Annotated in this window: 12 protein-coding genes; 11 read left to right on the top strand and 1 reads right to left on the bottom strand. The window is 46.1% G+C overall.

Annotation, left to right across the window (positions count from 1 at the left end):
• Nucleotides 1-174 precede the first annotated feature (174 nt).
• The 10 genes from liaF to glnA all read left to right on the top strand — a co-directional run bounded on the left by liaF (nucleotide 175) and on the right by glnA (nucleotide 11743).
• Entirely contained in the window at nucleotides 175-1278 is a 1104-nt protein-coding gene (gene liaF, locus AC0YNT_RS01860) for a cell wall-active antibiotics response protein LiaF (protein ID WP_475803082.1), read from the top strand.
• A 5-nt stretch (nucleotides 1279-1283) separates the two neighbouring features.
• A complete protein-coding gene (locus AC0YNT_RS01855) occupies nucleotides 1284-2330 on the top strand; it encodes a sensor histidine kinase (RefSeq protein ID WP_475803081.1) in 1047 nt (348 codons plus the stop codon).
• The gene (locus tag AC0YNT_RS01850; RefSeq protein WP_167280436.1) at nucleotides 2317-2982 is read left to right on the top strand and encodes a response regulator; all 666 of its coding nucleotides are present in this window, start codon (nucleotides 2317-2319) and stop codon (nucleotides 2980-2982) included. The genes AC0YNT_RS01855 and AC0YNT_RS01850 overlap by 14 nt, the downstream gene beginning before the upstream one ends.
• 75 nt (nucleotides 2983-3057) lie before the next feature.
• Nucleotides 3058-3471: a YugN-like family protein gene (locus AC0YNT_RS01845; protein ID WP_475803080.1), complete on the top strand. Its 414-nt coding sequence runs from the start codon at nucleotides 3058-3060 to the stop codon at nucleotides 3469-3471.
• 221 nt (nucleotides 3472-3692) lie between these two features.
• A complete protein-coding gene (locus AC0YNT_RS01840; protein ID WP_475803079.1) occupies nucleotides 3693-5339 on the top strand; it encodes a S1C family serine protease in 1647 nt (548 codons plus the stop codon).
• Nucleotides 5340-5417: 78 nt separating this feature from the next.
• Nucleotides 5418-6110 carry a response regulator transcription factor gene (locus tag AC0YNT_RS01835; protein WP_167280433.1) on the top strand — a complete coding sequence of 231 codons (693 nt, stop codon included), beginning with the start codon at nucleotides 5418-5420 and terminating at the stop codon, nucleotides 6108-6110.
• Between the two features lie 7 nt (nucleotides 6111-6117).
• Complete coding sequence (locus AC0YNT_RS01830) at nucleotides 6118-7638, top strand: sensor histidine kinase (RefSeq protein WP_475803078.1); 1521 nt, start codon at nucleotides 6118-6120, stop codon at nucleotides 7636-7638.
• A 30-nt stretch (nucleotides 7639-7668) separates the two neighbouring features.
• Nucleotides 7669-8634, top strand: a complete 966-nt coding sequence (locus AC0YNT_RS01825) for a 4-hydroxy-3-methylbut-2-enyl diphosphate reductase (RefSeq protein WP_475803077.1) — start codon at nucleotides 7669-7671, stop codon at nucleotides 8632-8634.
• A 370-nt stretch (nucleotides 8635-9004) separates the two neighbouring features.
• Entirely contained in the window at nucleotides 9005-10066 is a 1062-nt protein-coding gene (gene aroF / locus AC0YNT_RS01820; protein ID WP_475803076.1) for a 3-deoxy-7-phosphoheptulonate synthase, read from the top strand.
• A 252-nt stretch (nucleotides 10067-10318) separates the two neighbouring features.
• Nucleotides 10319-11743, top strand: coding sequence for a type I glutamate--ammonia ligase (gene glnA, locus AC0YNT_RS01815; RefSeq protein ID WP_167280429.1), 1425 nt, complete (start codon nucleotides 10319-10321; stop codon nucleotides 11741-11743).
• A 47-nt stretch (nucleotides 11744-11790) separates the two neighbouring features.
• Here the strand turns inward: glnA and thpR are convergent, their stop codons facing one another.
• Nucleotides 11791-12369, bottom strand: coding sequence for an RNA 2',3'-cyclic phosphodiesterase (thpR, locus tag AC0YNT_RS01810; protein ID WP_475803075.1), 579 nt, complete (start codon nucleotides 12367-12369; stop codon nucleotides 11791-11793).
• A 125-nt stretch (nucleotides 12370-12494) separates the two neighbouring features.
• Between thpR and serC the strand changes: the two genes are divergently transcribed.
• The gene (gene serC / locus AC0YNT_RS01805; protein ID WP_475803074.1) at nucleotides 12495-13583 is read left to right on the top strand and encodes a 3-phosphoserine/phosphohydroxythreonine transaminase; all 1089 of its coding nucleotides are present in this window, start codon (nucleotides 12495-12497) and stop codon (nucleotides 13581-13583) included.
• Nucleotides 13584-13614 lie beyond the last annotated feature (31 nt).

Genomic DNA, 13614 nt, shown 5'->3' with positions numbered 1-13614 from the left:
AACGTGTTTGCGTGATGTTTTATGACGTATGTCAGCTATTTTTTTGTAAAACCCTTGTTCTCAGTCTCGAGACCGATGCAAAGTTCAATCGGCCGTCCCTTTATAAGCTATCTTTCATTAGATATACTTAGTAACAATAAGACATTCTGAAGCACTGGCAGGGAGTTGAATAAATTGAATGGGAGCTTTTTAAACCGGTTATTGTCGGGTCTCGTCATTATCTCAATAGGCGTGATCTTCCTATTAAGACAATTGGACGTAATTCAATTCGATATTAGTATTGGCGAGATTATCTCTAATTATTGGCCTGTCGTTCTGCTCTGGATTGGTCTGCATGGACTTGTTGCAGGACGTCACGGTTCCGGCTCAGGCTGGTGGTCAGGGATGATGATTCTTATCGGATTTGTTTTTCTTGGTCATAACCTGGAATGGTTTTCCTGGTCGTTTGGTGACATCGTTTCCTACGCGTGGCCAATTATTATCATTTTGATTGGACTCAACTTTTTACGCCGACCGCGTCATCGTCATCAAGAACCACCTCAATATGATGACGAATGGAAATCTTACAATTCTTATACGGATTATAAAGGTGATATTCCTTCCGCGCCGCCTCTTCATCCGGATCCAACGAAGGTAGATGAAGAAGAAACTCCGAATAACTCGGATAACCCGAGAAAGGCCTTTACGGATCCTAATGAGAGTGATACGCCCGAGCCTGATCTCAGAAGAGGACCTTATCATCATGTAAGGCGGAGCCACAACTTCAAGCATGAGCTGCGTCAGCAATTGAATGCACAGAAGCACCATATTAGAGCTCATAAGCAGCAGATGAAGGATCAATGGCGCAAGCAGCATCATTCCAAGCACGGATCCTTTGAATATTGGAATAATGATCCTAATGCACAGTCGAGGTCTGGATTTATCGGGGATATTCATATCGGCCAGGATTATTGGGAGCTGAAGCCGCTTAATATATCGCATTTTATCGGCGATACCATTGTTGATCTGACGAAAGCCCAAATTCCGTTTGGCGAGACGAAGATTTGTATCTCTTCTTTTATAGGCGATGTGAAGGTTTATGTCCCGAACGATTATGAGGTAGGCATACAAGTCATATCAAGTGCGTTTGCAGGGGATGTAAAGATTCTGGGTCAGAAGGAAGGCGGAATGTTCAAGAGCATTAACATCCATTCTCCTCATTACTCGGAAACCGATAAAAAAATCAAACTCGTCGTAAGCACATTTATCGGCGATGTTCGCGTTACGAAGGTGGGTTAATTATTATGATGGTTCGATTGTTCCGCGGCGGCAAATGGCAGCTGCTCACCATGTTTGTTGCCTCTTCGGTAACGGCGCTGCTGTGTGCGATTGTCGTATGGACAGGATTATCTAACGGTGGCGAAGTACAGACGGAAGTGCGCTACGGCGCTGCCTCCGTCTTTCTGCTTGTCAGTGCAGCCTTCGGTTATTGGACCGGCAGAGTTATACAACGACGAATTGACACGCTTCAGCTAGCTCTTAAGCAGACGGTGAACGGAAACTTTGAGGTTCGGATTACGGAATCAGGAGACTTTTCTTTTTCAGAGCTGTATCGTGAGTTTAATGAGCTTGCGAGTTTGATGGAAGAGCGGATGAAGCGGCTCCAGATGACAGGGGAAGAGCAAGTCATGACCCAGACTGCTTCGAATGAAGCTGCTGTGCAGGAGGAACGGAAACGTCTCGCAAGAGATTTGCATGATACCGTCAGTCAGCAGCTATTCGCGATGCATATGTGTGCTTCTTCGCTGCCGAAGCTTCAAGAAATTGATCAGGAACGTGCGGCTTCGGTGCTCGATCAGTTGATCCAGATGTCAACGCTTGCGCAAAAGCAAATGCGAATCTTTATTGCACAGCTTAGACCGATGGAACTCGAAGGACGTACGCTGCATGAAGCACTGGATAAGTGGTTTCCTGATTATTGCCGGCAGAATGGGTTTCAGGGTGTCTTTGATTGGCGTCTGACAGATGCGTTAACTGAAGCGAAGGAGCATCAGTTATTCCTTATTGTCCAGGAAGCGATGGCGAACGTTGTGAAGCATTCTGGAGCACAAAGCTGCTCATTGACTTTGACGGAGAATGAACGCCAAGTTGTACTAAGTCTGCAGGATGACGGGGCAGGTTTCCGGGCTGATCAAGTAAGACGCGGCTCTTATGGTCTATCAACGATGCAGGAACGGGCCCAGCAGTTAGGCGGGTTAGCTGAGATTCTAAGCAAGCCGGGAAGCGGCACGCGAGTGAAGGTAACGATACCAAAAATATGGCGGGGGAATGGTAACGATGAACGGGACTAATACGTTAAAAGTAATGATTGTGGATGACCATGATATGGTGAGAATTGGTCTTCGCACGTATTTGATGCTGGAGCCGAAATTTGAAGTCGTTGCTGAAGCTGGGAGCGGCCAGGCTGCTATTTCTATGCTGGAAGCGGGTATTCCTGCAGGTATTCCGGATCTTATCCTCATGGATTTGATGATGCCGGGAATGGATGGTATAGAGACGACACGCCAAATCATTGCAAAGTATCCTGATTTGAAGATCGTTATGCTAACCAGCTTCCTCGAGGATGATAAAGTATATGGGGCGATTGAAGCCGGAGCGGTCAGTTACGTCTTAAAGACAGTGTCAGCAGAGGAACTGATTTATGCGCTGCACGGTGCGGTTAAAGGTATGCCTGTCATGACAGCGGACGTCTCTCAGGCACTCACGAGAGGACTTCGCCAGCGCACCGCCCAATCCGGTGATGAGGATTTAACAGAGCGGGAGAAGGAAGTACTGCTCTTGATTGCCGAAGGCCGCTCGAATAAGGAAATTGGTGAGGAGCTTCATATTAGTATCAAAACCGTCAAAACCCATGTCAGCAATCTTCTAATGAAATGCGAACTGGATGACCGGACGCAGCTTGCGGTTCTTGCTCATCGTAAAGGCTGGGTAAAGAACACATAAACGGCAGGATGACGGGACATATTATCCTTTAGCAGTTATTCAAAGCAAGTTATGCCAAAGGAGAGCTGAACTGTCATGATTCCACTTTCATCAACATTGGAAGCCCGTCAGCAAGCATTCACCGATTCCAGAGATTGGCTTGAGCAGCATCAATTCTCGCTCGGCGGTAACTGGGACTATACCAACGGATCCTTCGACCGGGCATTGGACAACGAGAATAAAGTATGGCTTCGCCTGCCTTTTCAAGTGACGAATGGCAACGTGGTTGATGTGACCGCGGATACAAATGCGATTATTACACTAGGAACGCCGTATGTCCTGAGGCATGAGTACCAGGAGGGCAATGATCCTGAAGCGAGCGCCCGGGTGGTAGGTGCTCTATTTGATCAATTTCAAGCTCCTTCCAATCCTGATGCACATATTGATCCGCGATGGATTGATAAGGCACAGCAGGTATTGGCAGAGGTTGAGAAGCTTTTCCCCCAATAAAATATGGCACGCCAAGCTCTCTATTGAAGAAGGGGAGTTTGGTAGAGTAACACGAAAAGTGCATAGAAATAACGTCGAAAGACGTTTTTTTTATGTTCGTTTTAATTCATTTTAAGTTTGTTTTAAGGTAGAATGTGCATGATAGGGATACAGGATTTAGAGAGCGCCGATGAATGAAAGATTCGGCTGCTTTATGGAATAGATCAAGGAGGAGAACGGATATGGACGATCAGAACAAAAAATACGACGATTTCTTTCAAAATCGGGCAAATGGTGAAGAGAACGATCCACGCGAAGAAGATGATAATGTATCGGCAGAAGGATCGGAAACGCCAAGTAAAACTTCCTACTATTATTCATATGGGCCTTTCAAATCTTCGGCTCAAGAAGATAATGGAGCTTCGGTTCCTTCCAGATCTTCTAACTCTCCACAAGAAGAGCGGACATACGAAGCTCCTTATTCGGCACAACCAGGTGATGAGCCTGAGTTTGACCAGCAGCCGAATGTAGAAGTAACGCCACCTGTACCAATGAGGCCTTTTACTTATAGCCAGCAATCCGGGAAGAGTGGATGGCAGGCACGTGAACCACGTAAGAAAAGCCCAATTAAAGGGTTATTCGTGGCTTTCCTCGCTGGAGTTGTAGTAGTTGGCGGTTTGATGGGCGGATTAATGTATGCATCTGATACGAATAACTGGTTTACTAGCAATTCGGTGTTCTCCTCCGAGAATGCAAGTAATGGTTCGAATGCCGGATCGGGAACAACAGCCGGAACAACAAGTAATGGCGGCGCTTCTGTAGCAGCAGCAAGACCAGATAACTTCGGCAAGCTGTTCGAGACAGCAAGTCCGGCGGTCGTTAAGATCGAAACCTATGTGAAGCCTGCTTCCCGCAACAGCAGCGGCAGCGGCGGCATCTTGGATGACCCATTCTTCCGTCAATTCTTCGGTGAAGATGCACCGGAAGCGACTCAACCGGAAGACAACAAAGGCGATGACAGCAACCTGCAAGCTGCAGGTATCGGTACTGGCTTCTTCTTTGAATCAGATGGTTATATTTTGACGAACCAGCACGTAGTTGCTGATTCCGATAAAATCGAAGTAACCGTTCAAGGTTATGATAAGCCGTTTACAGCAGAGCTGCTTGGTTCTAGCTTTGACCTTGATCTTGCAGTACTGAAAGTTACAGGCGATAAAGCCTTTCCTACCCTTCCATTAGGAAGCTCGGATGATATCAACATCGGTGATTGGGTTGTTGCAATTGGTAACCCGTACGGCTTTGACCATACAGTAACAGTTGGCGTATTGAGTTCAAAGGAACGTCCAATCGATATTCAAGACACAGATGGCACTCGCGAGTATAAACATTTGCTGCAGACAGATGCTTCCATTAATCCAGGTAATTCCGGCGGTCCTCTCCTGAACACTAAGGGTGAAGTTGTTGGTATTAATACAGCGGTTAGCTCGCAGGCACAAGGTATCGGCTTTGCGATTCCGACAAGTACGATTCAAGAAGTTCTTGATACGCTGAAGAACAATAAAGAAGTGCCAAAAGAGCCGGTTCCGTTCATTGGAGCAGAGCTTGGTGATGTAACAGATGCGATTGCGAAGCAGCTTGGCATGGATAAAGCTCAAGGCTCGATCGTAAGCAACGTATACTACAATTCTCCGGCTTATCTTGCGGACCTGAAACAATTTGACGTTATCTTGGGCATCGATGGTAAGACATATAGCAATACACAGGCACTAATTGCTGAGATCCAAAAGCGTAAGGTTGGAGACAAAGCTGTATTGAACATTGTTCGTAAAGGTGAAAAGATGGATCTGACAGTCGAGATTGGCAACCGCAACGAATTTAACGCGGAGTAAGTAATAAAGTAAGCGCAGAGTAAGATAGACTCTGCGCTTCTTTTTTAGCAGATAAGTTATACAAAGGGAGAATTGAAAATGAGACATCACATAATGGTTGTAGATGACGATGATAAGATTACTTCTTTATTAAGAAGAAGTTTGGCGTTTGAAGGTTATGAAGTTACGACTGCAAGCAATGGCATGGAAGGATTGAAGATGCTCTTAACTGCGGACCCGGACATGCTTATTCTTGATGTGATGATGCCTCAAGTTGACGGCTGGGAAGTATGCCGGCGTGTAAGGGAAGGCGGCAGCACGGTGCCTATCCTTATGCTGACGGCGAAGGACGATATCTCAGACCGGGTAAAAGGACTGGATGCTGGCGCAGATGATTATTTGATCAAACCATTCGCTCTGGAGGAACTGCTTGCCCGGGTCCGTGCTTTGCTGCGCCGTAAACCGGATAAAATTGATGAAGCAAACAGCAACAAGATTGTATTTGATGACTTGGCACTGGATCTGGATTCCCGTGAAGCTATCCGTTCCGGCAGAAGAATTGAACTAACAGCGAAGGAGTACGACCTGCTGCTGTTGTTTATGCAAAATCCACGCCGTGTACTGACGAGAGATGCCATTATGGAGAAAATTTGGGGTTACGACTTTAGCGGTGAGTCAAACGTGCTTGAAGTGTACATTGCTATGCTCCGTCAGAAGCTGGAGGAAGGCGGAGCCAAACGTATTATTCAGACCGTTCGTGGTACCGGCTATGTATTGCGGGGAGAGGGTTGATTAACGCATGACGATCCGGCTTCGTCTAACTTTATGGTTTTCCGGCATCCTTGCGGCAGCATTGATCGTGTTATGTGTCGCTATTTATTTTTTTATTAATATGAATACGTACAACGATATGAAGGATCAGCTGCGTGAACAGGCGCTCGATTATAATGTTTTAAAGTATGAGTACGGCTTGAATCAGATGGATCTTAATATTGAAAAAAAATCAATATTTGTAGATAAAGATTTTTATTTGCAGTTAGTAAATTATAAGGAAGGTGTCATTAAAGCCTCTGGAGCATTACAAAGCAGCGGTATTAAATATCCAATTCCAGAAGCAAAGACCAATCCTGGTTATGGCTATGTAAAAACTTATCTCAAAACCAATGAAGGGGAAGTTCCTTTCCTGATTTATCAGAGGCCGATATATAATAATACAAAAGACCAAGAACTGATTGGTCTGCTTCAGATTGGCACCGTTATCGTCAGCGAAGAGAAGTATCTGACAGGACTCCGATTCATTCTTATTATGTCTTCGCTCATTTGTTTGATTTTGGCCTTCACAATAGGGTTATTCCTGGCAAGAAAGGCCTTGCAGCCGATTGAACGTGTTATCCGCACGACTGAGCAAATTCAAGTTGGCTCTGATCTTAGCGTTCGAATTCCAATAGAAGGACCTAAGGATGAGATAGGCCGACTTGTGTATACCTTGAACATTATGTTGTCTCGTATTGAAATCGCTTATAACGGTCTTGATGAATCGTACAAAGCCCAGCGGCGTTTCGTCTCGGATGCTTCTCATGAGCTTCGAACTCCACTCACAACCATTAGAGGGAACATTGAACTGCTGCAGCGTATGTGGTCGAAGAAGCTTGAGGATGGTGAAGCGGGAGATATTGTCCTTGCGCTTGATTCTCAGAGATGGGAGCTTTCTAACGAGGCCATGCAGGACATTTCATCAGAGGCCAGACGCATGTCCACCCTTGTTAATGATCTGCTTGCTTTAGCAAGAGCGGATGCGGGTTATGAAATGGAGAAGACGAACGTACAGATGATGCCTCTCGTAGAAGAGGTTGGACGTAGAGCGGGCTTACTTCCCCGTAGTGCAGAATGGCGGATTGGTGATCTGTCGGCATTGGACGGTTATCAGGTACACGGTAATGCGGACTATTTACAGCAGCTGTTGTTCATCTTTATTGAGAATGCCTTCAAATATACACCACATGGCTGGATTGAGATGACGGCAATCACCAAAGAAAACCAGCTTGGTATCATTATTCGGGATACAGGTATTGGCATGAATCCAGAGGAAGTTCCACATATCTTCGACCGCTTCTATCGAGCGGATGAATCACGCGGAAAGACCGTAGGAACAGGGCTTGGTTTGTCCATAGCTAAATGGATTATTGACGAGCATCGAGGCTCTATTGAGGTCACAACGAGGGAGGAAGAAGGGTCCACGTTTATTATTTGGCTGCCAATAGACTTTTCCCCCCAGCCTGCTTCGATTATAATGGAAGGAACGGATCAAAACGAAGCCTAACGTTCGTTATAGAGAAAGCAGGTGCAATAGATGGAAATTGTTAAAATATCGCCGCGAGGTTATTGCTATGGCGTCGTAGATGCAATGGTGCTTGCTTTGCAAACAGCAAAAAACTTGGACCTCCCGCGTCCCATTTATATTCTCGGCATGATTGTTCATAATGCGCATGTTACCGATGCATTCGAGCAGGAAGGCGTTATTACGCTTGACGGCGAAAATCGTCTTGAAATTTTGGAGCAGATTGAGCAAGGGACTGTTATTTTTACCGCCCATGGTGTATCTCCGGAAGTACGGAACCGTGCCCGTGAGAAGGGTCTTACGGTCGTAGATGCGACTTGTCCGGACGTGACAAAGACGCATGATTTGATTCGGGAGAAAGTGGCCGAGGACTATCATATTATTTATATCGGCAAGAAGGGTCATCCCGAGCCGGAAGGAGCAATTGGCGTAGCACCGGACCGTGTTCACCTGATTGAACGCGTTGAGGATATTGCGAAGCTTAATGTGCCCGAGGGCCGCATTATTATTACGAACCAGACGACGATGTCGCAATGGGATATCCGCCTGATCATTAGCAAGCTTATTGAGACGTATCCAAAGGCTGAGATCCATAATGAGATCTGCCTAGCAACTCAAGTACGACAAGAAGCTGTCGCAGAACAAGCAGGCGCAGCACAGCTGTGTATTGTTGTAGGCGACCCGCGCAGTAATAACTCTAACCGTCTCGCACAAGTATCCGAGGAGATTGCCGGCGTAACTGCTTATCGTGTAGCCGACGTCTCGGAGATCAAGCAGGAGTGGCTTGTTGGTATCGAGCGCGTTGCTGTAACGTCAGGTGCATCTACTCCTACACCGATTACAAAAGAAGTAATCGCCTACCTGGAGCAGTATGACAATGCGAACCCAGACACGTGGGAGATCAAACGTACGGTTAACAAAAACAAACTGCTTCCTACGATTCGTACTAAAACGGTCGCAAGCCCAGCAGAGGCTTAATAAACAGTTAGGGTACAACTAATGGGAGATGTCCTATGGTTGTGCCCTTTTGTTTGTTTTTAAGTGCCCTTTGAAGTTTCAAAGGCTAATTGCACAGAGTGCAACGGAGTAAGTGAATGTTCTGGAGAAGCGGAGCGTTCGCCTTGGTGGTCGGATTCCAACCTTCGGGATACTTGTTCAAGGAATCCGACCAGCACAGCGATCGTAAGAATATTCACTTACGTAGTTGCATGCTTTCGAAGCAAATTTCTTGTTGACGAAAAGGGTACTCCTCGTGTATATTTACTTTAACGAGTAAAAGCATAAAAGCCACAAAGCATAAAAGCTAAGAAGCGTATAAGCGTTGAAGTGAAAAAGAGGAGAGATGAACATGATCGCAATTACTAATCAAAACATATCCGAAGAACGTATTCAGGAGATTGTCAATTATATTGAAAGATCCGGCGTGCAAGCCCATGTGTCAAGAGGTACAGATCGTACAGTAATCGGTATTATCGGTAAAGCAGAACCAACACTTGCTGAGCACTTGCGTCAGATGAAAGGCGTAGAGAACGTTATCAAAATTTCGAAGTCCTACAAACTTGCGAGCCGTGACTTCCACCCGGACGATACAATCATTGATATTAAAGGCGTTAAGATCGGCGGAGATAACCTGGTCATTATGGGCGGTCCTTGCGCGGTTGAATCACCGGAACAAATTGATGAAATTGCTCGTCTTGTGAAAGCGGCAGGCGGACAGGTGCTGCGCGGTGGTGCGTTTAAGCCTCGTACGGGTCCATACAGCTTCCAAGGTGTAGGTGTTGAAGGCTTGATTATGATGGCGGAAGCGGGCAAAAGACATGGCCTGCTGACAATCACTGAGGTTATGACGCCAGAGTACGTTGATATATGTGCGGAATATGCGGATATTCTTCAAGTGGGTACTCGCAATATGCAAAACTTCGATCTGCTTCGCAAGCTTGGGACGATTAAGACACCGGTATTGCTCAAACGTGGTTTTAGCTCAACTTATGACGAATTCCTTAATGCAGCAGAATACATCCTTGCTGGTGGAAATCCGAATGTTATGTTATGTGAGCGCGGAATCCGAACGTTCGAGACTTACACAAGAAACACACTCGACTTATCGGCGATCCCAGTCCTGCAAGGGCTTAGCCATCTGCCTGTAATCTCGGATCCTAGCCACGGTACAGGCCGCCGCGAATTGGTAGAACCGATGTCGAAAGCATCTGTTGCAGCCGGAGCTAACGGATTAATCGTAGAAATGCACACCGATCCGGATAATTCGATGACAGGTGATGGCGTACAGTCCTTATTCCCGGATCAATTCGCTAATTTGTTAAAGGATTTAGAGAAACTAGCACCGCTAGTAGGCAAGCAATTTAATACTTCGAAGGAGCCTGCAGCGGCCTTCGCAGAGTGGAAAATATAATCAATATGTAAATCGAAAAAGCCGAGAAGCCTTGATACACAAGGTATCTCGGCTTTTGTGATCGAATGTAAAGCCTTAAATGTGAACAAATGTTTAAACTTGTAAGTATACCTCACATACGTTTAAAAAATACCTTACATAAGTATTGACGATGCCAAACCGTAGTTTTATAATTACCTCATAGTTTGGAACGAAAATTGAACAATAACTGTTCAACACTAAGCAAATGTTCGGAAATGGAGGAAATATCTGATGTCAGTTCAAAAAGTTTTGGACAATATTAAAGAAAACAGCATTCAGTTTGTAGATTTCCGTTTCGTCGACCTCGCTGGTCGCGCGCACCACATTACACTTCCTTCGACAGAAGTTGACGCCGATACTTTCGTAAATGGTGTAGCTTTTGACGGCTCCTCGATCCCAGGTTTCCGTGGTATCGAAGAATCTGACATGGTAATGATGCCGGATACTGAAGCAGTATTCGTTGATCCTTTCACAGATCATCCTACACTGAACATTATGTGTAACATTCATACGCCTGATGGCGAACGTTATGAGCGCGACCCGCGCAGCATCGCTCAAAAAGCGGAAGAGTACCTGCAAACTACAGGCATCGGTACTACAGCATTCTTCGCTCCTGAATCCGAGTTCTTCATATTCGACGAAGTTCGCTATGAAAGCTCGATGAACTCTTCTTCCTTCTACGTAGATTCCGAAGAAGCAGGCTGGAATACAAACCGCAAAGAAGAAGGCGGCAACCTTGGCTTTAAAGTTCCTGTAAAAGGCGGTTACGTTCCGGTAGCTCCTGTTGACCAACAACAAGACATCCGCAGCGAAATGGTTCGTCTTATGCAAGAAGTTGGCCTTCGCGTTGAGCGTCATCACCACGAAGTTGCAACTGCTGGTCAAGCAGAAATCAACTTCCGCTTTGATACACTGACGAAAACAGCTGACAACCTCATGCTGTACAAATATATCGTTCATAACACAGCTCGCCAATACGGTAAAGTGGCTACTTTCATGCCTAAACCACTGTTCGGCGACAACGGTTCCGGTATGCACGTGCATATGTCCATCTTCGATGGCGACGCTCCAATGTTCTTCGAAAAAGGCGCTTACGGCAACCTGAGCCCACTCGCTATGAACTACATCGGCGGCGTATTGTACCATGCTCCAGCATTGATCGCTTTGACGAACCCTTCGACAAACTCGTTCAAACGTCTGGTTCCTGGTTACGAAGCACCGGTTAACCTTGTATTCTCGAAAGGTAACCGTTCCGCTGCAGTACGTATTCCAATTGCATCGGTAACACCAAAAGGCTGCCGTATCGAGTTCCGTACTCCGGACTCCACAGCTAACCCTTACCTGTGCTTTGCAGCTATGCTGCTTGCTGGTCTGGACGGCATCAAACGTAAACTGGATCCTGTCGCTCTGGGCTATGGTCCTTTCGACAAAAACATTTACGAACTGCCAGAAGAAGAGAAAAAAGAAATCCGCAGCGTACCTGGTACACTCGACGAAGCGCTTGACGCTCTTGAAGCGGATTCCGAATTCTTGACTGAAACAGGCGTATTCACGGAAGAGTTCATCGCTAACTATGTTGCCGTTAAACGTAACGAAGCTAAAGCGGTAGCAATCCGTATCCATCCACACGAGTACAGCCTTTACTTCGGCTGTTAATTCGAAATGCACTTATCCAAGCGGGCTCCCAATCGGGAGTCCGCTTTTTATTTATTTAATTCGAGCTCAACAAGCGGCTCATACATAGGTCTTTCGCCCAACCGGGTACGATAGAGAATAATGCGATTGACGTCGAAAGTTGTCTGATGCTGTAGAAAGGGGCTGGAGAGGCTTTGGAGCATCTCAGGTGTAAAAGTCTCATTGGCTGCATATTTCCTCGCTAACGTGACATGAGGACGATAGGGACGGGTTTCAGAAGTGAAGCCGATGGCGGAATGAAGCGATTGTCCAAGCGTATCATGCAGCTGCAGTAGTGATTCGGGTATTTCTTTTAGACCAAGCCATAGGACTGACGGCTGATCCTTGCGGCCAAATATGTCTAAATTCGACAATTCAAGAGGGGATACAGAGGACCGAGAAACGGCCTCAGTCATTGCTTGCTTAATGTCGGGAATTGTAGAAATAGAAGTGTCACCAATAAAATGAAGCGTAATGTGCAGATCGCGGGGATCTACCCATCGCTGAAATTTCAGCTCAGTCTTCCACTCAGGTAAATGGCTAACGATTTGCCCGGTAATGTTTGCTGGGATGGATATTGCGGTGAAAATCCGAATATTATCTGCCATATGAATAATCTCCGTTCGACTTTTTGTCACTAACATGTTGTAAATGTACTTGAAGACAGCTCCTAAACTTGCTATCATAATCAGTATCATGTGAGATCATAAAAACTAAAGGTGGGTAACGGAAAATGAATCGAGCCTATAATTTCAATGCAGGACCGGCCGCTTTACCGCTTGAAGTGCTGCAGCAGGCACAGGAGCAATTTGTCGAATATCAGGGCGCAGGTATGTCCATTATGGAAATGTCGCACCGCAGCGCACTGTATGAGCAAGTGAATAATGAATCACAAGCACTCATGCGCGAATTGTTCGGGATTCCGGATAACTATCATGTATTATTCCTTCAAGGCGGAGCAAGCCAACAGTTTGCAATGATTCCTATAAACCTGCTTCGTCCGGGTCAAGCTGGTGCTTATGTCAAGACTGGCGCTTGGGCTGATAAAGCACTGAAGGAAGCGAAATTCATTGGCGAGACTGTTATTGCAGCTTCGTCAGAAAACGACAAATATATGCGGATGCCAAGCGTGAATGATTTTATCGTTCCTGACAATGCCGCTTATCTTCATATGACTTCCAATGAAACAATCGGAGGCGTTCAGTTCCAAGAGTTCCCAACGAACCTTGGCAATGTGCCGCTTGTAGCCGATATGTCGAGTGACATTTTGAGCCGTCCAATTGATATTAACAAGTTTGGTCTTATTTATGCCGGCGCACAAAAAAACCTGGGTCCATCGGGTGTAACCGTAGTTATCGTTCGCGATGATCTGGTTCAAGACAGCCCGAAAGACATTCCAGCTATCTTCCGTTACGATACACATGCGAAGAACAGCTCGCTCTATAATACACCACCATCCTTCTCGGTATATATGGTTAATCTGGTTCTGAAATGGATCAAATCGAACGGCGGAGTTGCTGCAATGGAGCAGCTCAATCGTGACAAAACGAAGCTGATCTACGATGCAATCGATCAAAGCAATGGCTTCTATATCGGATGTGCGCATTCGGACAGCCGCTCGCTGATGAACATCACCTTCCGTATCCAAAGCGAAGAGCTCGAGAAGCAATTCGTAAAAGAATCGGAACAAAATGGCTTTGTTGGCTTGAAGGGCCATCGCGATGTTGGCGGCCTGCGTGCTTCGACGTACAATGCGGTTCCACACGAAAGCTGCAAGGCGCTTGCTGAATTTATGGCTGATTTCCAGCGTCGCAACGGTTAAGAATACAAAGACCGCCATTCCCGAAGAGGGA

It is taken from the genome of Paenibacillus sp. J22R56 (genome assembly GCF_056269375.1).
The sequence above is the reverse complement of the archived record's forward strand: the minus strand, read 5'-3'. Positions and strand labels throughout refer to the sequence as shown.